The sequence below is a fragment of the Kordia sp. SMS9 genome (assembly GCF_003352465.1).
Lineage (GTDB): Bacteria > Bacteroidota > Bacteroidia > Flavobacteriales > Flavobacteriaceae > Kordia.
In genome coordinates, this window is the sequence record NZ_CP031153.1 from 483,052 (window position 1) to 509,648 (window position 26,597).

The following is a 26,597-nucleotide window of genomic DNA, read 5'->3' on the forward strand; positions in this document are numbered from 1 at the left end:
AAGTGTTTTTTATTGTTACTGATGATATTAAGCATGATTCCACTTCTCTGTCAAGAGAAAACTGTGGAAGCAGTTTATACAGCCTATTTTGAACTTCCGCGAGAAGCATTATACCTGCATTTGAACAAAACCACGTATTTTCAAGGAGAAGAAATCTGGTTTACAGGCTATGCGTACGATCAAAAGAATCAGCTTTCTTCCAAAGCAACGACCAATATTAAAGTTGGAATTTACGATGCAAAAGGCAATCAAGTAAAAAAAGCATTGTATGCCGCAGAAAATGGTTTTACCAACGGAAACTTCTTAATTGATTCCACCTTTACCGCAGGAACCTATTATGTAAAAGCAGGCACCAATTGGATGAAAAATTTCAAGGAAAACAACGCGTTTGTCCAAAAAATTGAAATTGTTACTGATGAAAGTATCAATGAAAAGAAAGTTGCCAAAAAAGCGACGTATGATTTTCAATTTTTACCTGAAGGCGGACATATCTTAGCAAATACCAACAATAATATTGGCTTTAAAATCATTGGCAATGATGGAAAAGGTGTCAAAGTTTCAGGAATTGTGTTTGATGAAGCAAAAAAGCAAGTCGCTTCGTTTGAAAGCAATACATTAGGCGTGGGAAAATTTTTATTTCAACCTAAAAAAGAAATACAATACACCGCAGAAATTACCCTTGAAAATAATACCATAATTACAAAATTTTTGCCGTTAGCAAAACCAAAAGGCATTTCGTTAATACTGCAAAGTCTCACGGAAAACGATGTGATTCTCGATTTTAGCACAAATGAAGAAACGCTCAAAAATACTCCGAATAAAACTTACAAAATACTCATTCATCAACATGGAAAGTTGAAAACAATTGCTTTAAAATTTGATGAACTCCAAAAAGCAATTCGCATCAAAAAAGAGGAATTATTCAAAGGAATTAATACCATAACCGTTTTTGACAATGATCAAAATCCCATCTTGGAACGTTTGTTTTTTAACGATGTATACATTCAAAAAGCCAACATTAGAGTTTCAAAACTCAACAAAATTCAAGATTCTATTTTGTTGTCTGTGCAGAAATTGAACCTGCAAAAAAATGCACAAATCAGCATTTCTGTATTGCCAGAAGCAACGGAAAGCTATCAACCAAAACACAGTATTGTATCTAATTTTTACCTAAAACCGCACCTACGAGGCTTTGTGGAAAATCCGCAGTATTATTTTCAAAATATGGATCGAAAAAAAAAATACGAGTTGGATATTTTATTACTCACCCAAGGTTGGAGTCGCTACGATTGGAACGCTATTTTTGATACAAAACCAACAGCAACACATCGTTTTGAAAACGGAATTACTATTTCTGGACGCGTCAATCGACCAAAAACAAACGTAAAACAACTCTTCTTTCACACCACCGTAAATCACGATGCACGATTTATCAACTTGGACGAAAATCAAAAATTTGAAATGTCTGGTTTATTTTTAAAAGAAGACGAAGAAGTGCGTTTCTCGTATGTGAACGAAAAAGGAGAATTTAAAAAACCGAGCATGTATCTTCGGTTTATTCTATCGGATACAAAAGATAAACTTTCCAAACGTTTCTTAGATACAATTCGCAACATCAAAACGAGTGCTAAACAGGCATCGCTCAAAGAATTTTTGTACGCAAACAGGGAAGCTCTTGACACAGTAGTTTTGACAGGAAAAAAGAAAAGAAAAAGATACGAAGACCGTTTCATGAAACGTCCGGAAGTTACGGAAGTTACCGAGGAAGTCGTAAAAGAGTATGACGATATTGCCAATTTTATACGATTGAATGGTTTTTACACCGTACAAGAAGGCGGCGAAGTTTTTGATCCAAGCAAACTTATAGGAGGCAACCCAGTTATTTTTTATAACAACCAATATTTACGCAAAGAAAACATGGTGGTTTTATACAATTTAAAACTCGAAAACATAGAACGTGTTATTGTTGACAGATATAGCGACATTTTGTTTAATGGAGAAGTACGGACAGGTATTATTAAAATATTTACACGTGATACGCCCTTATTTTCAAGAAAACTGAGAAATTTTGTGTATTTGAGTACCAAAACACCGAAATCATTTACGGAAGGGAAAAAGTATTACACACCTAATTACGCGTCATTCCTAAGTCCAACATTTCAACAATACGGAGCCATTTCTTGGCTTCCGAACCTAGAACTCAATCCTGAAACTGCAACCACTTTCAAAATCTATGATACGTTTACTGAAAACGTAACTTTATTCATTGAAGGAATTACGGAAGATGGTGATTTGATTTCGGAACGAAAAACCATTCAAGTACGTTGACCATCATTTTCATGATTGTTCTTACCAAACACTTTTGAAAAAAACGATTCTTGATTTTTTTAATTATTTAGCTTAAACCGATTATTATGAAAAAAAAGTACATTTTATTACCAATTATTTTACTGAGTATTTTACCACTGTTCAGTCAAAAACAAACTGCGGAAGCAGCTTATGCATCCTATTTTGAACTTCCCCGAGAATCCTTATACCTTCATTTGAACAAAACTACCTATTTTCAAGGGGAAGAAATCTGGTTTAAAGGCTATGCGTACGATCAAAAGAATCAGCTTTCTTCCAAAGCAACGACCAATATTAATGTGGGAATTTACGATGCACAAGGAAATCAAATAAAAAAAGCATTGTACGCTGCAAAAGATGGAGTCACCAATGGAAACTTCTTAATTGATTCTACCTTTACAGCAGGAACATATTATATAAAAGCGGACACCAATTGGATGAAAAATTTCAAAGAAAATGATGCGTTCGTTCAAAAAATAGAAATCGTTACTAATGAAAGTATCAATGAAAAAAAAGTCACTGAAAAAGCACGTTTCGATTTTCAGTTTTTGCCCGAAGGTGGACACATTGTAGCAAATACCACCAACAATATTGGTTTCAAAATCATTGCCAACGATGGAAAAGGTGTGACGGCTTCTGGAGTGGTGTATGACGAAGAAAAAAACCAAGTCGCTTCGTTTGAAAGCAATACGTTGGGAATGGGGAAATTTTTATTTCAACCTAAAAAAGAAATACAATACACGGCAGAAATTACACTTGAAAATAATGCCATACTAACAAAACTCTTGCCGCAAGCAAAAGCACAAGGCATTTCTTTAATATTACAAAGTCTCACCGAAAATGATATCATTCTCGATTTTAGCACGAATGAGGAAACACTCAAAAACAATCCAAATAAAAAGTACAAAATACTCATACATCAACATGGAAAGTTAAAAACAGTTGCGCTTCAGTTTGACGAACTCCAAAAAGCAATTCGCATCCCAAAAGTGGAATTGTTTAAAGGAATTAACACTATAACGGTATTTGATAATGATCAAAATCCAATTTTGGAACGTTTATTTTTTAACGATGTAGGCATCAAAAAAGCCAACATTCATGTTTCAAAACTCAATACAATTCAAGATTCCATTTTGTTATCTGTAAAAGCATTTAACTTAAACGAAAACGCAAATGTGAGCATTTCTGTGCTGCCAGAAACGACCGAAAGTTACCAACCACAGCACAACATGCTATCAAATTTATACCTAAAACCACATCTAAGAGGTGTTATTGAAAATCCGCAGTATTACTTCCAAAAGATGGATAGAAAAAAGAAATACGAACTGGATATTTTGCTACTCACACAAGGCTGGAGTCGCTATGAGTGGAAAAACATTTTTGAAACAAAACCAATAGCAAGACATCCTTTTGAAAACGGAATTACGATTTCTGGACGTGTCAACGTTCCTAAAAAAGGGATAAAACAATTATTTTTTCACACCACAAAAAATCACAGTGCACAATTTATTGACTTGGACGAAGATCAAAAATTTGAAATATCAGGCTTATTTTTAGAAAAAGATGAAGAAGTGCGTTTCTCGTATTTAGATACAAAAAACGTATTTAAAAAGCCGAGCATGTATCTTCGGTTTATCGCAAAAAATCCAACAGATAAAATTTCTGAAGCTTTTTTGAATACAACAAAACATATTTCTACATCTGCCGATTTTACGATCCCAAAAGATTTCTTTACTGAAAAAGCAGAAGCGCTTGATACCATTGTATTGCAAGCTGAAAATCCGAAATATACATTTTTAGATGAATTTATGGCTGATGCAGAAATAACAGATGTCACAGAAGAAACCTATTATATGTATTACAATATTGTACAATTTTTAAACTTTAATGGATTCACTGCTACAGAAGGCGGAGGAAGTGTTTCTATTTCACACAGAGCCTCAAAAAGACCTAAACCTTCTGTGTTTTTGAATAATTTCCGAATTCGAGATCCTGGTTTGCATATTTTGTATAACATGTCATTGGCTAATATAGAACGTATTGAAATTGACAGATACAACATTATTCCGTTTAATGGAGGAAGATCTGATGGTATTATAAAAATTTATACTCGTGAACGGTCGATGTTTGCACAAACTGCCAAAGATTATATTTACATAGCGGCAAAAACGACCAAATCTTTCACCAAAGGGAAAACATATTATGCGCCAAACTATGCATCGTATTTACATCCTGTGTTTCAAAAATATGGAACGATTTCATGGTTACCCACAGTGCAACTCAATACCGAAACGCCAACGAGTTTTAAAATATATGATACGTATACAAAAAATGTAACGTTGTTTATTGAAGGAATTTCAGAAAGCGGACATTTGATTTCAGCACAAAAAACTATTAAAGTGCGGTAAAAATCTATTAAAATCATGTTAATCGGCGTAAAATTTTAGCTTTTTTTTAATAGTTAAAAAAGACATTTCAGCCATCAAAAATTGTAATTTAGAAACTGAGAAAAGCTTTCATCAACTCGTGAGAAAAACACAGTATGTTGGTGTTCTTTTTGTGGTGAACTGACCAAACATTAAAACCGCATAATATGAAAAAAAACTATCTATTTTTACTATTATTCATTATAGGAAGTTCTGTGAGTAGTTACGCGCAACAGAAAAAAGTGGAAGATGAATACGCCGCTTATTTTACCTTACCGAGAGAAGCACTGTATGTACATTTAAACAAAACTACCTATTTGCAAGGAGAAGAAATTTGGTTAAAAGGGTATGCGTACGATCAAAAAAATCAGTTGACTTCAAAAGCGACTACTAACATTCATGTAGGTGTGTACAATGCCAACGGAAAGCAAGTACAAAAAGCATTATTCAGAGCTGAAAACGGTGTTGCCAAAGGAAATATTTTAATTGATTCTACTTTTACTTCTGGCACCTATTATGTAAAAGCAGAAACCAATTGGATGAAAAACTTCAAGGAAAGCAATGCATTTATTCAAAAAATTGAAGTACTATCAGAAAAAATTACTGAAAAAAATGCTTTGGAAACTGCTGAAAATTATGACTTTCAATTTCTTCCTGAAGGTGGAAATTTAGTGGCAAATTCGCGAAATACCGTTGGTTTCAAAGTCATCAATACAGAAGGAAATGGAGTTTTGGCAACTGGGGTAATTTACGATGCCAATCAAAATAAAATCATTACGTTTGAAACCAATGGGATCGGTTTAGGGAAATTTCTATTCAATCCGAAAGCGAATGAAGAATATACGGCTAAAATTAGGTTTGAAACTGGAAAAGAAATCACGAAAGTGTTGCCAAAAGCTAACGAAAAAGGAATTGCACTCACGCTAAATGATCCGTTTCAAGATAAAATCATGCTAAATTTTCATACCAATGAAGCGACCTTAGCAAAATTTCCAAATAACAAATACAAAGTATTGATTCATCAAAATGGGAAACAAAAAACGATTGAATTTTCCTTTGACAATGCTTCACAAAAAGTGCTTACCATACTCAAGAAAGATTTATACAAAGGCGTCAACACCATTACAGTATTTACCGAAGACAACACACCAATTTTAGAACGATTATTTTTCAACGATTACTTCTTAAAAACGACAGCACTCAATGTTGCTAAAGTAAGCACTGTAAACGATTCTATCGTATTTTCAATAAACGAATCGCAATTGCAAGACAATATCAACCTTAGTATTTCTGTCTTGCCAGAATTGACCAAAAGTTATAAGCCGACACACAATATTGTATCGTATTTCTATCTAAAACCACATGTAAAAGGTACGGTGGAAAATCCACAATATTATTTTAGAAATATAAATCGTAAAAAGAAATACGAACTTGATATTTTATTATTAACGCAAGGTTGGAGTCGCTACGATTGGAAAAATATTTTTGAAGAAAAACCCAATGGAAACAATCGTTTTGAAAACGGAATTACCATCATTGGAAAGGTAAATCGTCCAAAACAAGGCATTGACCGCTTGTTCTTGTATGCAACCAAAAATCATGCTGCACGCTTTATTGATATAGACAAAGATCAAAGTTTCACACTTACGAATCTATTTTTAGAAAAAGGAGAAGAAATTCGTTTTTCATACATGAATAAGAAAGGTATATTTAAAAAACCAAGTGTGTATTTGCGCTTTAAAGTTTCTGATGGAAATGATGAAATTCCTTTGAAAGTATTACAAGAAAAAACGTCGGTATTGACAAATGCATCTAGTTTTCAAGTACCCAAAAATTTCTTTTACAAAGAAGCTGAACAATTGGACAGAGTTGTGATCAAAGCAAAGAAAAAGAAAGAAGAAAGAGATCCAATTTTAATGAATGCTAAAATTACGAAAGTCACCAAAGAAATCTACGAACGTTATTTTAATGTGACCGACTTTATTGTTGACAATGGATACGATGTGTATGAAAACATGGGACAAATTTCCATTTTTACGAGAAGACGCCCAAGAGCAACACCATTGGTCTTTTATGATGGTGCACAATTGACCAATTTGAGCATTTTATACGGTTTATCAACGGCAAATGTTGAAAAAATAGTCATTGATAAAACTGGGCAAGGACAAGGAATGAATGCAGGTTTTGGCGGTGTCATACGCATCTTTTCGCGTCAAACTCCACTGTTTGAAAAAGGGCCAGGTGAAAAAGTGTACACAAGTGCAAAAGCACCACAAGCATTTTCTCCAACCAAAGAATACTATGCTCCAAGATATGCTTCGTATCTAAGCAATACATTTGAAAAATATGGTACTATTTCTTGGATTCCAGAAATAAAACTGAGCAAATCGGAAGTTTCCAATTTTAAAATCTATGATACGCGTACTAAAAATGTAACGCTTTTTATAGAAGGTATTTCAGAAAGTGGTGAACTCATTTCAGAACGAAAAACAATTCAAGTACGATAATTTTCTTTACATACAATATAAAAAAAAAGTAGTATCTTTAAAAGATATTGAACCATGCGACTATTGTTCAGTAACACTAGTTGCATGCTTCTATATACAAATTCCTGTTTTTACAAAATCCTCGCAAAAGTGAATTGTTCCCAGCAAAATTCATTAAAAACTTGTAGCTAACGACGTAGTTAGTGATCGTATTTAAAAAAGAATTAAAACTGTAGAACCTGTATTTATGAAAAAAAAATATTGTTTATTATTCACTTTACTCTGTTTTTCTTGGACTGTATTTTCGCAAACGTATCTATCTATTCGTGAAAATTATCAAAAACACTTCAAACATTCCGAACAAGAAGCTGTCTACATTCACCTCAACAAAACCAGTTATTTGGTGGGAGAAGAAATTTGGTTTAAAGGTTATATTTTTAGCCAACGTGACGAGAAATCCTCGCAAAAATCTACCAATTTATATGTTGGATTGTACGATGCAAATGGCATACAAATCTCCAAAAAACTTGTTCATATCCAAAACGGAGTTGCTGCTGGAAATTTGGAGTTGGACAAAGAATTAAGTTCTGGTCGTTATTACATCAAAGCGGCAACACAATACATGATTGATACAAAATCGAAAAATGTGTTCATTGAAGAAATTACGCTATACGGAACAAAAGCTGCTGCGGAAACACAAAAAGATAAAACAAAAAACTACGACATTCAGTTTTTACCAGAAGGTGGACATTTGGTGAACAATATTGAAAATACCATTGCTTATAAAGCGATCAATCAAGAAGGAAAAGGCGTGTTTGCACGGGGAACTATATATGATGAAAACAATCAAAAAGTCACCACTTTTGAAAGCAACACGTACGGAATTGGCACGTTTCAATTCACTCCAAAAAACAATAGTTCTTACACTGTAGACACTACTTTTGAAGAAGAAAAAACGACGAAACAAACCTTACCAAATGCAAAAAATACTGGAATCAACATTCAGGTAAACAACATGGAAACAGACAGTGTAAAAGTTGCACTAGGCACCAATAAAGAAACATTGCGTGCTATTGTTTCCAAAGAATATACGCTATTGATTCACAAAGATGGAAAAGCGCGCTCGATGCCTTTTTCTTTTAAAGATACAGAAGAAGTGGTTTTAACCATTGCACGAAAAGGACTTTTTAACGGCGTGAATACCATCACTTTATTTGATGGCAAAATTCCTGTTTTGGAACGTTTATTTTTCAATAGAAAAACACCCAAAAACCTTTCTGTAGTTGTTAAAAAAGGAGACACTGAAAAGGAATATTCAAATTTCTCTTTATATCTTATCAAAAGAAGAAAAGGAATTTTGGAAGCCAATGTGAGTATTTCTGTGCTTCCAGAAACGACAGAAGCGTACAATCCTGCGCATAATATCTATTCTAGTTTTTACCTAAAACCGTATGTGCGAGGCGAAATTGAAAACCCGAAATACTATTTTCCAAACACGACCAAAACCAAGCGAAAAGCACTCGATGACTTGCTAATTTCACAAGGTTGGAGTGCTTATGATTGGACAGCCATTTTTCAAGAAGCTAGAAAAAATCAAGAGATTGAGCGCGGTATTACGATCAATGGCACGGTAAACTTTCCTGTAAAACGCGTGAAAGGAGTATTTTTACACGATTCCAAAAAACACCCTGCTCGCTTCATTCCGATAGATAAAGATCGAAAATTTGTAATCAAAGATTTATTTCCGCAGGCGGAAGAAGAACTTCGCTTTTCGGTGGTCGATTTCAACAAAAAATTTCTGGAGCCTAAGCTATATTTAACGTATAGCGCGAGTGCTGAAAAAGATCAAATTTCAGAAAATGCACGGATTGATCGTTCTTTTTTAAACAAAAACGAAATTTTTACGTTGCCAAACGGATTCTTCCCTAAAGATGCCGAAGCACTTGATGCTGTCCTTTTAAAAGGTGAAAACAACAAAGAAGAGGAAAATGTAGATCCTATGATGGTCAATGCAAAAGTGACTAAAATTGGTGTGAAAGAATATTTACAATACCCACAAGTTAAAAACATTATAGAAAACAGTGGTTATGATGTTTCCGATGATCCTTTTGACATGCAAAACCTCAGAATTTATACACGAAAAAGACTCACCCTAGAAACAGGAGATCCACCTGGTCACATATCTCCTTTAATATTTTTAGATGAAGCACCGCTGTCTGACTTCAATATTTTACGAAATTTCTCAACCGCAAATGTAGACCGAGTTGTGATCAATAAAACGGGACAAGGGTACGGAGTACGTGGTGTTGGAGGCGTAATTAAGATTTATACCCGAAAAACACCGTTGACACCTACCGCAAAAGGAAGAAGAGCATCGTATGTACTATATACGCCGCCAATTGGTTTCAGCGCTGCAAAACAATATTACGAACCCAAATACCGATCGTATACAAGTGATACGTATCAAAAATTTGCAGCCATTGACTGGAAACCTAATATTACAATTCCACGACGCGGACCTTTTAATTTTATCGTAAAACACAAAGAAGTAAAAGCAATCACGATGTTTATTGAAGGAATTTCAAAAGATGGAAGCTTGATTTCAGAAAAACGAATTATTGTTCTTGAAGAAGATGAATAGGGTTTTGGGAATTATACCAATTAAACGAAGAAACATCCCAAAACACCAAGAGCATTCATACGAAGCCTGTCGAAGTGAAGTGCAGCTAATTATTAAAACTCCTCATGTTTTATTTTCCGCTGGTAATAAAATGCTGGCAGTAAAATCAATACGAAAAGTGGTTGAATTAAAAAGCGGCGAACATAAAATGTGAGTAAATAATCTTCTGTCAAATCGTGTTTGATGAGATAAAAATACAGCGAGACTAAAATCACAAAAGCAATTGCATACAAGCCCAATGAAAATTTGACAACACTTTTATTTTCAAACGCAATGTAAATAATGGCTAAGGAAACTAGCATATTCAAACCATAGCGAAATATGTAATTCAAAAAAAGCGACCAGGTTTCATATTCGGGAATCGTTCCTTGAAAATAATCATACTTAAAAAAAAGCAAAAACGGATCGTAAAACAGTTCGTTTTCAAAGGCGCGTATCAACACCAATACTGCGAAAAGGAATCCAATAGCGATATATTTCCATACTTTTCCCATCTACTTTTTTGAAAATTTTTGAACCCACAACATCCACAATAAAAAAACCATTCCGTAAATAATTGTTGGAAATACAATTTGATGCAATAAATATTCCTGTTCAGGAAAACTGTACAATCCAATGCCTAACACAACAATTCGCAACAAATTTGCTACATACACTAAAACGCTTCCGACAAGAATAAAAAGTATCGTATTTTTCAAATTTCCCGTGAAAGCAATCACAAAAGTGATAAACAAAATCAATACACTAATGGAATTACATCCTTCTACAATTCTACCTACATAATTCCCATGAACGAGCAATTTCATGGTAGGTTCAGATTCGTGAACTTCTACGTTTGCAGCATAACCCAATGCATTGATAATACTTTCGGTCTGACCAGCGACAATGCGCGTTACGCCATCAGGTTCTCCTTCAAAATTGGACAAATACAAACTATACGCGTAGGTCAAAATCGCATACACGACAAAGAATTTGACAATAAACCCTAAAGCTGATTTGTATTTTTGAATGCTTTTTATCACAAATAATGAATGAATTCGAGTGTTACAAACTTACTCTAAAACGATTGAAAATATCACATTTTCTATAAAATTTGTCGAATTCATTTTTGAAGTCATTTTATTCCCAATTTCGTGAAAGGGAATTCGATTTTTTTCGACTATTTTTGCTCAAATTAAGATACAACACAGATGAAATTCAACACATACAAACCCGAAATCGAAAATATTATTGCCAACGAAACACTTTCTGTAAACGATCGCATGACGAAAATCTGCGAACTTTTACAAGAAAACATTGCACATTACGATTGGGTTGGATTTTACTTTAAAAACGGCGACAAACCTGAATTAAAACTACGTGCTTTTGCTGGTGAACCCACCGATCATACGATCATTCCATTCGGAAAAGGCATCTGCGGACAAGTAGCTGTTTCTAACGAAAACTTCTTGGTACCAGACGTAAAAGCACAAGACAATTACATTGCGTGTAGCATTTATGTAAAAGCAGAAATCGTAATTCCGCTATTCGTCAACGGCGAGAACATTGGACAAATTGACATTGACTCGCACACGCCAGATCCGTTTACCAAAGAAGATGAAGAGTTTTTGGAATTTATCAATGCGAAAGTGGCGGAGATACTTTAAAGAGTATTGAGATGTTAGTAATGAGAATTTAGATACCTTCAAAGAACAATCTTTATAAAAAACGAGATTTCCTTTGAAACAAAAACAATTCGTGAAAATTATTAAAAGCAAACCAACTAACAAAAAAATATTCGTGAATTCGTGACAAATTGTTTTACTAGCAGTAAACTATATTCATAAAAAATTATAAGCTGATGTACATATTTAAAAATGTTCATCAGTTTTTTTATGTATTAATTTTAACATTTCATGAATCAATCTAAAACCAAGCTAAATTTCTCTATTTTTTATTTGATTAAGAACGTGTTTTTTACCTGTTAATTATTACTTTTGCAGCTTCACAACAACACATTTAAACAACTCAATTCTAATGAATTCCCAAAAACAAGCAACATCCGCTTTAATTTCGGTTTTTAGCAAAGATGGTTTAGCGCCAATTGTAGAAAAATTACACGCTTTAGGCATCACGATTTACTCCACAGGTGGCACAGAAAAATTTATCAAAGACCTTGGTATTCCTGTCGTTCCTGTAGAAGATGTAACGTCGTATCCTTCTATTTTAGGCGGACGCGTAAAAACATTGCATCCAAAAGTATTTGGTGGTATCTTAAATCGTCAACACAACGAAAGTGATGTGGCTGAATTGGAACAATACGAAATTCCACAACTAGATATTGTCATTGTCGATTTATATCCGTTTGAAAAAACCGTGGCTTCAGGCGCAAGTGAGCAAGAAATCATCGAAAAAATTGACATTGGAGGAATCTCTCTCATCAGAGCTGCCGCGAAAAACTTTGCAGATGTCATGTGTGTGTCTTCAGTAGACGATTACGGAAGCTTTTTGGAATTATTAGAAGCGCAAGAAGGTGCTTTTTCTTTGGCAGATAGAAAAGCCTTTGCGGCGAATGCGTTCAATGTATCATCACATTACGATACGGCAATTTTTAACTACTTCAATCACGATCATGCCATTCCAACATTGAAAATAAGCGAAACACAAGGAAAAGTATTGCGCTACGGAGAAAATCCACACCAAAAAGGATTCTTCTTTGGCAATTTTGACGACATGTTTGAAAAGCTTCACGGAAAAGAATTGAGCTATAACAACTTATTAGATGTAGATGCTGCCGTCAATTTAATGAACGAGTTTACTAATGACGATCCAACATTTGCCATCTTAAAACACAACAATGCGTGCGGATTTGCAACACGCAACACAATTCACCAAGCGTATGTAGATGCGTTGGCAGGCGATCCTGTTTCTGCTTTTGGTGGAATATTAATTGCAAATACAGAAATTGACAGAGCAACAGCAGACGAAATTCACAAACTATTCTGTGAAGTTGTCATTGCACCATCATACACGGAAGCTGCATTAAAAGCATTGAAAAGAAAGAAAAACAGAATCATCCTTATTCAAAACGAAGTGGAATTACCAAAAACACTAGTACGTACCTGTTTAAATGGTGCCTTAGTGCAAGAAAAAGATGCAAAAACGGATGTGCTGGAAGATTTAACATACGCAACCAACAATAAACCAACCGATTCGCAGTTAGAAGATTTACTATTCGCTTCTAAAATTTGCAAACACACAAAATCAAACACAATTGTTTTGGTAAAAAACAAACAATTATGTGCAAGTGGAACAGGACAAACTAGTAGAGTTGATGCGTTAAATCAATCTATTGTAAAAGCTACTAGTTTTAAATTTGATTTAAATGGTGCAGTCATGGCAAGTGATGCTTTCTTTCCATTTCCAGACTGTGTAGAAATTGCCGGAAACGCAGGAATCAAAGCTGTAATTCAGCCTGGCGGATCTATAAAAGACCAATTGAGCATCGATTATTGCAATACAGCAGATATTGCAATGGTATTTACAGGCACAAGACACTTTAAACACTAAAATTTTTGTACCTTTAAAAGTCAACACGAACTGAATAACAAAACACATATTAATAGCAGACACAACACATGGGATTTTTTGATTTCTTAACAGAGGAAATAGCGATAGATTTAGGAACTGCAAACACGTTAATCATTCACAATGATAAAGTGGTTGTTGACAGTCCATCAATTGTCGCCAGGGACCGAATCACCAACAAAATCATTGCTGTCGGTCAAGAAGCTGCGCGTATGCAGGGAAAAACTCATGAGAACATTAAAACGATTCGTCCGTTAAAAGATGGCGTTATTGCCGATTTTGATGCGTCTGAAAAAATGATCAGTCTGTTCATAAAAAATATTCCAGCACTCAAAAAGAAACTATTTCCACCTTCGTTGCGAATGGTAATTTGCATTCCTTCAGGAATCACAGAAGTGGAAATGCGCGCCGTAAAAGAATCGGCAGAGCGTGTCAATGGAAAAGAAGTATATCTGATACACGAACCAATGGCTGCGGCTATTGGTATCGGCGTCGATATCATGCAACCCAAAGGAAATATGATTGTCGACATTGGTGGTGGAACTACGGAAATTGCGGTGATCGCTTTGGGCGGAATTGTCTGTGACAAATCGGTAAAAGTGGCTGGTGATGTATTTACTAACGACATTGTATACTACATGCGTACGCAACACAACTTATATGTGGGAGAACGTACGGCAGAAAAAATCAAAATTCAAATTGGAGCAGCCACGGAAGATTTAGAAGTTCCGCCAGAAGAAATGTCGGTACAAGGACGTGACTTGTTAACAGGAAAACCAAAACAGGTACAAATTTCCTATCGTGAAGTTGCCAAAGCCTTAGACAAATCTATCTTACGAATTGAAGATGCCGTGATGGAAACCTTATCGCAAACACCTCCAGAATTGGCAGCCGATATTTACAACACAGGAATCTATTTGGCTGGTGGTGGCTCTATGTTACGTGGTTTAGACAAGCGTTTATCGCAAAAAACAGATTTACCTGTATACATTGCAGAAGATCCATTGCGTGCCGTAGTTCGCGGAACAGGAATTACCCTGAAAAATCTAAGTAAATTCAAAAGTGTATTAATTGGGAAGAAGAACTAGGTAGCACATGCAACATATCATTAACTTTCTAATCAAGAATAAAAATTTTATTCTGTTTTTAGTGTTGCTATCGATTTCGTTGCTCTTTACGGTGCAATCGCATTCCTATCATAAAAGTAAATTTATCAACTCTGCCAATTGGCTTTCAGGTGGTATCTATGAAGGCGCCAATGGTGTTTCTTCGTATTTCAACCTAAAATCTGAAAATGAACGTTTGGTTGAAGAAAATCGGCAACTCAAAAACATTCTGTACAACAAAAAAGATAGTGTAAATTCCATTGAGTTTATCGACAGTATTTCTTTTCCAACCGATTATCTATTTCGTGGAGCAAGCATTACTAAAAACAGCTATTCCAACACTAATAACATCTTACTAATCAACAAAGGAAACAACGACAGTATTGCCACCGATATGGGCGTTGTAAATGCAAAAGGCATCATCGGAATTGTAGATCGCGTTAGTGGAAATCATGCTACTGTCATCAGCATTTTAAATGTAGATAACTCAAAAATTAATGCACAACTCAAAAACACCAATCATTTTGGAACACTTACGTGGGATGGAAAAAATCCAAACGTTGTACAGTTGGAAGACATCGAAAAGCTTGCAAAATTTACTGAAAATGATACAATTGTTACGGGCGGAAACTCTACGTTGTTTCCCAAAGGCATTCCTATTGGAACAGTGAAAAACTTTAAATTGAATACCACTGAAAATTTATACAACATAAACGTGCAATTATTCAACGATATGACCGATTTAGAACACGTCTACGTCATTGAAAATTTACACAGAGAAGAAATTGATAACTTATTAGCTCCTGAAAACTAAATGGGTCCAGTTATTTTTTGGAATAGTCTCCGATTTGTCATCGCGGTTTTAGCGCAAGTATTGATATGCAATCATATTGACTTCTTGGGTTACATCAATCCGTTGGTGTACATCTACTTTATCTTTCTATTTCCGCTCAACGCCAACCGAAGTGCCTTTTTAATCATTGCTTTTTTATTAGGATTGACCGTAGATATGTTCTCAGATACAGGCGGCGCGCATGCTGCTGCGTGTGTCATTATTGCATACATTCGTCCGTTTGTATTGCGCTTTGCGTTTGGAGTGAGTTATGAGCATCAATCAATAAAACTTGAAAATACAGCCGTCGGACAGCGCTTTGTATACATTCTCATTTTGACCTTTATTCATCACTTTTTCTTTTTCTTATTAGAAATTTTTAACATATCTTCTATCCTAATCATCCTAAGAAATACAGCTTTCTTTAGTATCTTTACTATCCTAATCATCACACTATCAATAACTTTATTTAGTCGAAAAAATTCATGAGGAAACTGTTGTTATACCTTATTGTAATCTCTGTTGGACTCATCTATACAGGACGTCTCTCCTATTTGCAATTATTCAATGATGTAGAAGTTGCCACTAATTTCTTAAATGATAGTGCTATCAAAACAGAATATACCTATCCTGAACGCGGTTATGTATACGATAGAAACGGAACATTGCTCGTTGCCAACCAACCGTCGTATGATGTCATGGTCATTCCACGCGAGGTGAAAGAATTCAACAAAGCGGAATTTTGCAAACTATTGCGCATTACGGAAGAAGAATTCGCCACAAAATTAGAAAAAGCTAAAAAACACTCTTGGCGTGTTCCATCGGTGTTTGTCGCACAAATGGCAAAGCGCGATTACGCATATCTTCAAGAAAAAATGCATCGTTTTAAAGGTTTTTACATTCAAAAACGTTCCATTCGTAACTACCAAACCGATCACGGCGCCAATGTGTTAGGGTTTATCAGCGAAGTAGACGATCGTGATTTAAAAAAGAATCCATATTACCAATCTGGCGAATTGATTGGTCGTACAGGCATTGAAAAGTCGTATGAAAACGAATTGCGCGGCGTCAAAGGTGTGAAGCGCATTCAAAAAGACATCCACAACAAGGTGATTGGTTCTTATGAAAATGGGCGTTTAGACACACTTCCCGTGAACGGAAAAGACATTCAAATCACGCTTGACGCGAAATTACAAGCATACGGCGAACAATTAATGGTTAACAAACGCGGCGGCATTGTCGCAATTGAACCTTCTTCGGGAGAAATATTAGCCTTGGTTTCTGCACCAAGTTACGATCCTGATCTGTTGGTTGGTCGTCAACGTTCCAAGAATTACAGTGCCATGCATTATGATTCTATCAGAAAACCAATGTATGACAGAGGTTTGTTAGCACAATACGCGCCTGGTTCGCCATTTAAAACCTTAAATGCATTAGTAGCACTGCAAGAAGGTGTGATTACGACACAAACAACCTACACGTGTCGTAGTGGCTATTATTACGGCAGAAGCGGACGAAAAATGGGCTGTCACTGTGGAAGCGGAAAGCGAAATGTAATCAATGGAGTAGCAAAATCCTGTAATGCGTACTTTGCCAATGCATATCGACAAATCATCAGCAAATACGATTCGCCACGAGAAGGCATGAATGTTTGGAGTGATCATATCAAAAGTTTTGGTTTGGGCGACTATTTTGGCAATGACTTATCTACAGGACGTAAAGGACGCATTCCGACAGGAGATTATTATACAAACAATTATTTTAAGCATGACAAATGGCACGTTCTCAACACTATTTCCAATGCTATTGGACAAGGACAAGTAGAATTGACGCCGATTCAATTGGCAAATATGACCGCAGCAATTGCCAACAGAGGACATTATTTTACGCCACACATCATCAAAAAAATTAATGGAGTATCTATAAATAATCCACATTTTACGGAACCAAAACACACAACTATTGACAAGCAACATTTTGAACCTGTGATTCAAGGAATGCACGATGTATTCAGTATGAAAAAAGGTGGAACCGCTCGTTGGCTAAATGTTCCTGGAATTGAAATTTGTGGAAAAACAGGAACGGCAGAAAACTTTATCAAAATTGATGGCGAACGAACACAACTGACCGATCATTCAATTTTTGTGGCGTTTGCTCCAAAAGATAATCCTAAGATTGCCATTGCGGTTTTTGTAGAAAACGGTTATTATGGAGCGCGTTGGGCAGGAAAAATTTCTAGCTTAATGATTGAGCAATATCTCAAAGGCGAAATTAGCTTGAAAGCTATGGAAAAGTTAGTCTTAGAGAAGAGTTTGGAAGAAGAATATGCAAAGCCACTAAGTGGAGAACCATTTACCATCAATGAGTAGAGAAGTAAAATTTGTCAAAAAAATAGACTGGCTTTCCATATTGCTGTACTTTTTGTTGGTCGGAATTGGTTGGATTAATATCTACTCCGCTTCTGTGACCGAAAGTGCTAACGGACTTTTGGATATGAATCAGTTATACGGAAAACAATTGTTTTTTATTGGCACAAGTCTCGTTTTAATTCTGCTCATCCTTTCCATAGAAGCCAAGTTTTACGAACGATTTTCTAGTATTATTTATGTCATTGCTTTACTAAGCCTGCTCGGTTTGATGATACTTGGTAAAAATATCAATGGCGCCACTTCTTGGTATGCCATAGGAAGTTTTACACTACAACCTTCTGAATTTGCCAAAGCTGCCACCGTACTTGCCTTAGCGAAGTTTCTGAGTGATATTCAAACGAATATCAACATCTTTAAGCATCAATTATTTGCCTTTGCTATTATTTTATTGCCGCCTATGCTCATCATGCTACAACCTGATGCAGGAAGTGCCATGGTGTATATGGCGTTCTTTTTTGTATTGTATCGCGAAGGTTTGCCTGCTATTTATTTGTGGATTGGCTTTTTGCTGGTGCTACTCTTTGTGGTCACCTTAAAACTAGGATATATTTATACCATTATTGGAACCGCTGTTTTAGGACTTGCCTGTATATTTTTCTTTTTCAAGAAGAAACTAAAGCGAGAACGCAAAACAACGCTGGCATTGACCTCTTTGGTTGCCGCAATCGGTTTTATTTTGGTGGTAAACTATATCTTTTACAATGTATTTCAGCAACACCACCGCGATCGTTTTACCTTGGTGTTAGGCTTGGAAAAAGATCCTGTAAAGCTTGAAAAGATGCGAAAAACCTTTGGCTTTAACACCAATCAATCAGAAATTGCCATTAGTTCGGGTGGTTTTTCTGGAAAAGGCTGGCAAAAAGGAACGCGTACACGAGGTGATTTTGTCCCTGAACAAGACACTGACTATATTTTTACAACCGTTGGTGAAGAATGGGGATTTTTAGGAAGTTCGGTTGTCATCTTTTTATTTGTCTTTCTATTATTACGAATTCTGCACAGAGCCGAACAGCAAAAAAACAAATTTAGCCGCGTATATGGTTATAGTGTTGCTGCGATTTTGTTTTTTCACTTTGCCATCAATATTGGAATGGTGATTGGCTTATTTCCAACGGTTGGAATTCCGCTGCCATTCTTTAGTTATGGTGGTTCAGGACTTTGGGGTTTTACCATTTTACTCTTTATTTTTATTAAGTTGGATGCGAATCGGATTAATGAGTGGTAAGTTTTAAAAAAATATTCTTATGAAATTATTAATTACAGGTATTACCGCGCTCCTATTTCTATCATGTGAAAGCATTCCAAAACAACCAGAGGACATTATCGAAGATTTCATTGTGAAAATTTTTAAGAGCGATTCATACACAATTGAAGATATAGAAGCCTTTATGATTCCTGAATACTTTCAAAAGAAGAATACTTTATCTGAAAAAAACTTAGATATACATCTTTCCTTCATGAGAGAGATCACAAATAGAATGAAGGTATTTCTTAAAGAGAATAATTTTGAATATAAAATTATACCAAAAAATTCTACTGAAAGTAAAAACTATAAAAACATTGTTTACAGTCGAAATGGCTCCGTATTTTTAATGACCTGTAATGACGAACATGTTGCTACTTTTATTATTGAAGACAAAAAACTATATGCATACTATGTAGACATTTATCTTTCTGATAAGAAAAATTATGTTCCTTATTTTTTCTTTGAGAAGAATTAATGCGTAAATAAGTAATAAAACGTAGAAATGATTACTGTAAGCTTATCATTTTATAAAACAGCCAATACGATTTCTTAAAATTAGCTTTTCATAGAATATTCTTCAAAAATACTTTCTATCTTTAGTGAGTAAAAAAGCAGTTTTAATTTCCCCTACCAAAATTAAAAATATTTGAATGGAACATATCATACTTTCTTTACTAACCAATAATGGGTATTTACATGTGGATCGTGAGTTGTTAAACCTACAATTATTATCGCATCCTGAGTATCCAAGTTTAAAATCTATTACAGATACGCTCGATTATTTTGAGATTGAAAATTTAGCCGCCACAGTTCCAAAAGAAGCTTTAGACCAAATGCCAGCATCATTTTTAGCATTGGCAAAAGGCGAAAATGGCGATGAAGTCGTATTGGTAGAAAAGAAACGCAATGGCATTCACGTTACAAATCCGGAAGAAAAGAAAGAGAAACTTACTGAAGCTGCATTTTCTGAACGTTGGACAGGAACGATTGTCGCGGTAGAAGAGCAAGAAAAAGCAAGTGGCATACAATCCATTCAACAAGCACTTCCCTATTTTGTGGTGGCAGCCGTAGCTTCCGCGAATGTGATTTTGAATTTTAGTATTTCGTACTTGTTATATACTTCGCTCACCTTAGTTGGTTTGTACATTAGCATTTTAATTATCCGAGAAGATTTAGGTATTAAAAGTAAAGCAGTTGCCAAAGTGTGTGGTGCCATTTCTAAAACGAGCACCTGTGGCGAAGTCATCAATACCGAAGGCAATAAAATCTTTGGAATTATTTCTTTAAGCGATGCTTCGTTTGTGTTTTTTGCAGGTTTATTTTTGATTTTATCTTCCATCGGATTTCACCAAGCAACCTTACTAGGTTTGTCGTTAGCAGGAATTCCTGTGGTGATTTATGCCTTGTACAGACAAGGAGTTGTGTTGAAAAAATGGTGTGCTTTGTGTTTGTTAATTGCTGGAATTTTGATACTTCAAACAGCTTTATTATTGGCAACCTTTAATTTTTATTGGTATTTCTTTACGCCATACATTGTGAAACTCGTGAGCATCTTTGCACTTTTATATATTGGTTGGATGTATTGCAAATCGTATTGGGAAAGTCATGAAAAATTGGCAACTACCGAAACTGACTTTTTAAAGTTTAAGCGAAATCCTCAACTGTTTAAAACCCTATTAGAAGAGCAAAGTGTGACGAATGCAAATGTGATTGATCCACAATTTCGGGTGGTTTTTGGGAATCCTGAAGGAGTAATTAAGCTGCAAGGTGTTACCAATCCGTTGTGTGGTTTTTGTACGGCTGCTTTTGAAGCGTATGACAAGTTGATGACAACCTACGGAAACGATATTCAGTTGGAATTTATTTTCAATGTTCCGCCAAATGCGGAAAATAAAAGTACACAAATTGCTTCACAGTTGATTGATTTGTACACGAAAGATCCTTTAAAATCGTATGCAGCTTTCAAAGATTGGTTTGCCAATAGAGATGTGGATTCTTGGCAAAAAAAGTTTGGTATTTCAGAAAATTCAATGGTGTTGGAAGTATTGGAAGCACATAGAAAATGGTGTAACACGAATGATGTGAATTATACGCCTGCCAGTATTTTGAACAATCAATTCTTCCCAAAATCGTATGAAATTAAGGATTTGCCTTTGTTTATTCAAGATATGATTTTGGAATTGCGAGGAAGTGAGGAAAACGCGTAATTTCTAAGAATCATGAATCAGAAAATTGAATCTATTTTAGTTGCTTTACAGCAAACACCTAGATTATTATGTGAATTGATTGACGAAATTGATACTGAGCTTTACCAAAAAGAAATCATACAAGGCAAATGGTCTATTCACGAACATGCAACACATATTGCGGTTGGTGATATTTATGGTTTTCAAAAACGTTTGGAAGATTTTAAGTTGCAAGAAAAACCTATTTTTCAGCCTTTATCTGGTGACAGTTTCCATAAAAACTTCTTTATAGAGTTAGACTTGCACAAGTCGATAGCTGATTTTTTTGAAATTCGAAACACAACGATTGAACTCGCCAGAAATTTCCATGAAAATGATTGGCATAAAGTATCTATTCATCCCGAATACAAAACCTATACACCGTATATTATGTTACGCCATTTATTAATGCATGATCATGCACATCTGTATAAAATAGAAGATATGGGATTTGGAACAAGGCATGTTAATCTTTAAAACTTGAATTGTGTTCGTTTGAGTTATTCCACCAATCTACCACTTCAATTGTCAGCTTGGAAACTTCATCATGCTGTACATCAAAACCATAATTGTCATTCAATTCGAACGTAAGTTTCTTTGATATTTTTACAGCATCAGCATCTTTATACAATTCACTGAGAAGCAAGTGGTTTATAGAGTCAAATTCATCTTCTGGCGAATCAGGTATCAATTCCCAAGCATTAATGATCGTTCTTAATTCCGTAAATTTTCTTTTGTATTCTTTGCTTCGTTTTGACATTATTTAAAAGCTTTTAATTTTTGCACCAATTAGTTCGCTATCGAAAACTCCATTGTTTATACGTCGTCATGGCTTCTAATTTATTTTCTTTAGCATCGTCTAATTCGGGAAAGAAGTCGATTCCTGTGCGTTTTTCGAGTTCATCTACGGAAACTACATATTCATACAGCGGTTTGTTGGAAACTTTGTGCGGCAACAAAAACGCAATGATTTTGGTATTTCCGCCAGAATTATCTAATAAGATTTTATAAAAATACTTAGGAACCGCCACAGCTTCGCTTCCAATAGTTTTGAGATTGTTTTCTAAAATGCCGCCTGTAACCACATATACGCCGTCATATTTTTTTGCCCAATAGCGTACTTTTTGCTCCAATCGGTTCCAAACACCTGCGTTAAATTCGTGCTGTTGCGGAGAAATATTACTCGTCAAGAAGGTTTCCGTAAAGGCAGCTTTGGTATACTTTCGGTCGGCAGCCGGACATAAATGCCCACGATCGTATCCAGAGTTTTTATAATTTCGCCAATGTGCTGATTCCGTTGGCACAGCTTCGTCCTGTTCAAAATACGGACGTTTAAAATCTGTATATACTAATTGGTTTTTCTTCAATTCGTACGCCACCCATTCTGCCTGTTCGAATGCTTCATGATACGACAACGAATAGCCTTCATGATGGATCACTTGTCCCGTAGTTGAACTTGGTAAGTAAAATTTGTTGGTTAGCTTTTTTGGTTGACTGTTATCAGATTGCTTTTTCGTTTCGTGAACTTCCACATTAGAATCGTCAGTATTTACAACCTGATTGTCAAGATATTGCTCAAACAGAATCACCGCTGCTCCAATGAGCAATGCGAGTAAAGGATATATTTTGTTTCGTTTCAATTATTTTAGTTTGTTTTTATGTTTATTCGCGGATTTGTTTTTGTGAATTTGTTTTTATGAATTTCCTTAGAAAATTTTCAGCCCAAGTTATCAAATTAGTACATTTTCAAATCATCAAATTAAAAACAACTAGCTTTTCACATCCAACGCATCACGCAACGCGTTTCCAATCAACATAAACGCCATCACCAAACTCATGATCGCAATTCCTGGAATGATAGCTAAATACGGTTTCCCAAGAATGATGTAACTGTAATGATCTTTAATCATCGCGCCCCAACTTGGCATCGGTGGTTGCGCTCCAATTCCTAAAAAACTCAGTCCACTTTCTATGAGAATTGCCGCTGCAAAGTTTGCTGCGGAAATTACAATGACAGGCGCCATAATGTTGGGCAATATATGTTTGATGATGATTCTAAAATCATGATAACCCAACGCACGCGCCGCAGTTACGTATTGCATCTGTTTGACGCTTAATACTTGCCCGCGCACAATCCGTGCAACTTCTACCCACATGGTCAATCCGACGGCGACAAATACTTGCCAAAATCCTTTTCCCAGCGTAAGCGTAATCGCGATGACTAATAATAAGGTTGGAATAGACCAAGTCACGTTGATAATCCACATGATAATAGCATCTACTCTGCCTTCAAAGTAACCTGCCAATGCACCTAATGAAATTCCAATGATGAGCGATATAAATACGGCGACAAATCCGATTGTGAAAGAAATTCGCATGCCAACAAGCATTCTACTCAATACATCACGTCCGTATTTATCGGTTCCTAAGTAAAAGGTTTTTTGCTGAATGAATTGTGTGGGAATGTCACTTGCTTGTGTCAATGTTGGAAAGGAATTCAGTGGAATTTCCTTTTCGATTCCTGTCACGGCTTCATCGGTATATTCTGTAATAAAAAGTTGATTGTTATCGATTCGATAGTTGGTGATGGGAATTTCTTCAGCGGCATTTTCTTTCCCAAAAAAAAGTGTGCTTATAAAACTTTCTTCCTTTTTTTCTGTAGAAGGAATGGTCAACATTTGCACAGAAAACCCAGGTTTTTTCGAGTGAATAGACAAGTGCATTTGGTTCGCATTCTTGGTATCGTCAGGAGTAAAAATGTATGCAAAAATTACCACAAACGCACAGAGTACAATAAAGCTAAAACTCAAAACGCCCCAAAAATTCTTTTTAAATTTTTGGAGCGCTAATTTTGTAAGTGAATTTGAGTTTTGACTCATTAATATCTTTTAAATTATCCTTTTACAACGGATCTTTTTTTCTTTTTGATGTTGTTCAATTGAATATCTCCCAATACGTTGATTGCTTCTTCTACGTATACATCTTTTGACAAATCTTCATGCCACGCTTGTCGTTTTCCTTGTAAGGTAGAATCTTTTTTCATCAACAATTCTTCGTACGGCAATGAGTTGAACACTAAATTGGTATCGTAGTCAGAAATAGCTTTGAAACGTTTTGCATATTCTTCATCCGCGTCTGCTTCTTTTTTATATTCCACATAGTTTAATGGATATACATTATCATCACGACGTTTCTTAATCCACTTTGCATTTTCTTCAATCAATTTTAATTGCGCATTGTTTGCCATACGCGCTTTGCTTTGATTAATGGTTTCTTCATATCCAATATACCCATCCCAAAGATCATACAAAGCAGGATCAATTTGATCCCAAGGTAATGGATTTTCTTGATCTTTTTCACCAATGTCAATAAAACTATATTTATCAACCACAACCACATCACTTTTTACACCTTCCAATTGTGTAGATCCACCATTGATTCTGTAGAATTTTTGTGTCGTAAGTTTTAAAGCTCCAACATTTCCGTCGTTGCCACGCACAAATCTGTTTAAGTCCACAACATTTTGCACTGTTCCTTTTCCGTATGTTTGCTTACTTCCGATGACAATCGCTCTTTTATAATCTTGCAACGCTGCCGCTAATATTTCAGAAGCAGAAGCTGATAATTCGTTTACCAAAATTACCAACGGTCCATCCCACTGAATGCGACTGTCTTCATCTTTGAGTACTTCTTTCGCGTCTATGGAACTTTTTACTTGTACAATTGGACCATCTTTAATGAAGAATCCTGCCATATCCACCACAGTTTTCAACGAGCCACCACCATTATTTCTTAGGTCTAATACCAAACCTTCCATGCCTTGATCTTTAAGACGCTCAATTTCTTTTTTCACGTCGCTTGCAGCATTTCGCTTGTTATAGTCTTCAAAATCTACGTAAAATTTAGGCAAATTGATGATTCCGAAGGTACGTTGTCCTTTTTTCACTACCGCCGATTTCGCATACGTTTCTTCAATTTCCACCAAATCTCTTTGGATCGTTATGATTTCGATAGAACCATCTACTTTTTTAACCGTTAAGCTTACTTTCGTTCCTTTTGGTCCTTTGATCAATTTTACAGCATCATCCAAGCGCATTCCCACAATATCCACAGGTTCTTCGTCTTCTTGTGCAACTTTTAGAATGATATCGCCTGCTTCAATTTTTTTGCTTCTCCAAGCTGGACCACCCGAAATTACTTCAAAGATTTTAGCACCTTCTGTACGTTTTTGCAAACGCGCTCCAATTCCTTCTAACTTTCCAGACATATTCATATCAAAACGATCTTTGTCTTGCGGTGCTAAATAAGATGTATGCGGATCGAATTCTTCTACGATTGTATTCACATAAATGCTAAACCAATCTTTTCGTTCTAAATCATCCATCAAGTCAAAAAACTCAACGTATGTTTTTGCTGTAGATTCACGTGCTTCTTTTTCTAAGCTATCAAAGTCTTTGATTTTATGAGAAGCATCTTCTTCTTTTTTATTTTTTTCAACTTCGAGTTTGATGTCATAGTTGGCAAGCGTAGAAAATTTCAATTCTTTTCGCCAGCGTTCTTTTAATTCCTTGACATTTTTGGCGAAATTTAATTTTTCGTAATCCCTATCAATCGTTTCATTCTCAGTAAAGTCGAAAGGTTTTTTCAAGAGTTTTTCTTGAAATGCTTTTGCTTCTTCCATACGTTTCATCAAACGACCGTATACCAAACTAAAGAATTTTACACCTGGTTCTTTGATTTCATCGTCAATTTTATCTTTGTATTCGCTGAATTCTCTGAGGTCTGACGCTAAAAAGTAACGCTTCATTGGATCAACCGCACTGATAAAATCGTTGTATACATTTTCAGAAAAATCGTCATTAATATCTTGCGGATTAAAATGCCATCTTTTTAGCACATAAGATATTAAATCAACTAAGTTTTTGTCTTTCCCTGGATCGTCAAAGGATTTTTTTGCAAAACTGCAAGACACCATCGCGAAGATTAATAGTGCCACTAAATATATTCTGTTCCTTCTCATAAAAGCTTTAATTTTCACACATTTATTTTTTTTCATTTTCATAAATTAGCATTTATCTGATTCTCAATACAAATGCCACAATAGCTTTTTCGCTACTCACTTTAATTTTTTACTAAAATAAAGAAAAAATTATGCCGTTTTTTAACAATCGTACTAATTTTTTGTTAAACCCAATTATTGATGCAAGTAAACTGTAAATTGTGTACTTTAGCAACTTAAAATGAAGTCCTTTTT

At 35.3% G+C, this 26,597-nt stretch carries 20 protein-coding genes; 14 read left to right on the forward strand and 6 right to left on the reverse strand.

Annotated elements, in window-relative coordinates; genetic code table 11:
* Positions 1–33 precede the first annotated feature (33 nt).
* The 4 genes from KORDIASMS9_RS02200 (at position 34) to KORDIASMS9_RS02215 (ending at position 9,899) form a co-directional block, all read left to right on the forward strand.
* The gene (locus tag KORDIASMS9_RS02200; protein WP_240321113.1) at positions 34–2,328 is read left to right on the forward strand and encodes a hypothetical protein; all 2,295 of its coding nucleotides are present in this window, start codon (positions 34–36) and stop codon (positions 2,326–2,328) included.
* A gap of 86 nt (positions 2,329–2,414) precedes the next feature.
* On the forward strand, positions 2,415–4,754 hold the full coding sequence (locus KORDIASMS9_RS02205) for a hypothetical protein (RefSeq protein WP_114901281.1): 2,340 nt from the start codon (positions 2,415–2,417) through the stop codon (positions 4,752–4,754).
* A gap of 185 nt (positions 4,755–4,939) precedes the next feature.
* The gene (locus KORDIASMS9_RS02210; RefSeq protein ID WP_114901282.1) at positions 4,940–7,279 is read left to right on the forward strand and encodes a hypothetical protein; all 2,340 of its coding nucleotides are present in this window, start codon (positions 4,940–4,942) and stop codon (positions 7,277–7,279) included.
* A 226-nt stretch (positions 7,280–7,505) separates the two neighbouring features.
* Positions 7,506–9,899 carry a hypothetical protein gene (locus tag KORDIASMS9_RS02215; RefSeq protein WP_114901283.1) on the forward strand — a complete coding sequence of 798 codons (2,394 nt, stop codon included), beginning with the start codon at positions 7,506–7,508 and terminating at the stop codon, positions 9,897–9,899.
* A 92-nt stretch (positions 9,900–9,991) separates the two neighbouring features.
* Here KORDIASMS9_RS02215 and KORDIASMS9_RS02220 read toward each other — a convergent pair whose 3' ends face one another.
* Positions 9,992–10,432 (reverse strand): exosortase F system-associated protein, encoded by a 441-nt coding sequence (locus KORDIASMS9_RS02220; protein WP_114901284.1) that lies wholly within the window; start codon positions 10,430–10,432, stop codon positions 9,992–9,994.
* On the reverse strand, positions 10,433–10,960 hold the full coding sequence (gene xrtF / locus KORDIASMS9_RS02225; protein WP_114901285.1) for an exosortase family protein XrtF: 528 nt from the start codon (positions 10,958–10,960) through the stop codon (positions 10,433–10,435).
* A gap of 168 nt (positions 10,961–11,128) precedes the next feature.
* Here xrtF and KORDIASMS9_RS02230 point away from each other — a divergent pair, with 168 nt between their 5' ends.
* The 10 genes from KORDIASMS9_RS02230 (at position 11,129) to KORDIASMS9_RS02275 (ending at position 21,820) form a co-directional block, all read left to right on the forward strand.
* Complete coding sequence (locus tag KORDIASMS9_RS02230) at positions 11,129–11,584, forward strand: GAF domain-containing protein (RefSeq protein ID WP_114901286.1); 456 nt, start codon at positions 11,129–11,131, stop codon at positions 11,582–11,584.
* A 370-nt stretch (positions 11,585–11,954) separates the two neighbouring features.
* Positions 11,955–13,487 carry a bifunctional phosphoribosylaminoimidazolecarboxamide formyltransferase/IMP cyclohydrolase gene (gene purH, locus KORDIASMS9_RS02235; protein ID WP_114901287.1) on the forward strand — a complete coding sequence of 511 codons (1,533 nt, stop codon included), beginning with the start codon at positions 11,955–11,957 and terminating at the stop codon, positions 13,485–13,487.
* Between the two features lie 68 nt (positions 13,488–13,555).
* Complete coding sequence (locus KORDIASMS9_RS02240) at positions 13,556–14,593, forward strand: rod shape-determining protein (RefSeq protein WP_114901288.1); 1,038 nt, start codon at positions 13,556–13,558, stop codon at positions 14,591–14,593.
* Between the two features lie 7 nt (positions 14,594–14,600).
* A complete protein-coding gene (gene mreC / locus KORDIASMS9_RS02245; RefSeq protein ID WP_114901289.1) occupies positions 14,601–15,425 on the forward strand; it encodes a rod shape-determining protein MreC in 825 nt (274 codons plus the stop codon).
* Complete coding sequence (locus KORDIASMS9_RS02250; RefSeq protein WP_114901290.1) at positions 15,426–15,932, forward strand: rod shape-determining protein MreD; 507 nt, start codon at positions 15,426–15,428, stop codon at positions 15,930–15,932. It begins immediately after the preceding gene.
* Positions 15,929–17,812, forward strand: coding sequence for a penicillin-binding protein 2 (gene mrdA, locus KORDIASMS9_RS02255; protein WP_114901291.1), 1,884 nt, complete (start codon positions 15,929–15,931; stop codon positions 17,810–17,812). The genes KORDIASMS9_RS02250 and mrdA overlap by 4 nt, the downstream gene beginning before the upstream one ends.
* A complete protein-coding gene (gene rodA / locus KORDIASMS9_RS02260; RefSeq protein WP_114901292.1) occupies positions 17,805–19,097 on the forward strand; it encodes a rod shape-determining protein RodA in 1,293 nt (430 codons plus the stop codon). Before mrdA ends, rodA begins: the two co-directional genes overlap by 8 nt.
* A gap of 19 nt (positions 19,098–19,116) precedes the next feature.
* Positions 19,117–19,593 carry a hypothetical protein gene (locus tag KORDIASMS9_RS02265; RefSeq protein WP_114901293.1) on the forward strand — a complete coding sequence of 159 codons (477 nt, stop codon included), beginning with the start codon at positions 19,117–19,119 and terminating at the stop codon, positions 19,591–19,593.
* A gap of 175 nt (positions 19,594–19,768) precedes the next feature.
* Entirely contained in the window at positions 19,769–21,325 is a 1,557-nt protein-coding gene (locus KORDIASMS9_RS02270; RefSeq protein WP_114901294.1) for a vitamin K epoxide reductase family protein, read from the forward strand.
* Positions 21,326–21,337: 12 nt separating this feature from the next.
* Positions 21,338–21,820 (forward strand): DinB family protein, encoded by a 483-nt coding sequence (locus tag KORDIASMS9_RS02275; protein WP_114901295.1) that lies wholly within the window; start codon positions 21,338–21,340, stop codon positions 21,818–21,820.
* On the opposite strand, the gene KORDIASMS9_RS02280 is transcribed toward KORDIASMS9_RS02275, so the two are convergent.
* From KORDIASMS9_RS02280 to KORDIASMS9_RS02295, 4 genes are all read right to left on the reverse strand, one after another.
* Positions 21,810–22,103, reverse strand: a complete 294-nt coding sequence (locus KORDIASMS9_RS02280; protein WP_114901296.1) for a hypothetical protein — start codon at positions 22,101–22,103, stop codon at positions 21,810–21,812. The genes KORDIASMS9_RS02275 and KORDIASMS9_RS02280 overlap by 11 nt on opposite strands.
* A 37-nt stretch (positions 22,104–22,140) precedes the next feature.
* Positions 22,141–22,983: a DNA/RNA non-specific endonuclease gene (locus KORDIASMS9_RS02285; RefSeq protein WP_114901297.1), complete on the reverse strand. Its 843-nt coding sequence runs from the start codon at positions 22,981–22,983 to the stop codon at positions 22,141–22,143.
* A gap of 129 nt (positions 22,984–23,112) precedes the next feature.
* Positions 23,113–24,222, reverse strand: coding sequence for an ABC transporter permease (locus tag KORDIASMS9_RS02290; RefSeq protein WP_114901298.1), 1,110 nt, complete (start codon positions 24,220–24,222; stop codon positions 23,113–23,115).
* A gap of 14 nt (positions 24,223–24,236) precedes the next feature.
* Positions 24,237–26,363 carry a carboxy terminal-processing peptidase gene (locus KORDIASMS9_RS02295; protein ID WP_205318025.1) on the reverse strand — a complete coding sequence of 709 codons (2,127 nt, stop codon included), beginning with the start codon at positions 26,361–26,363 and terminating at the stop codon, positions 24,237–24,239.
* Positions 26,364–26,597 lie beyond the last annotated feature (234 nt).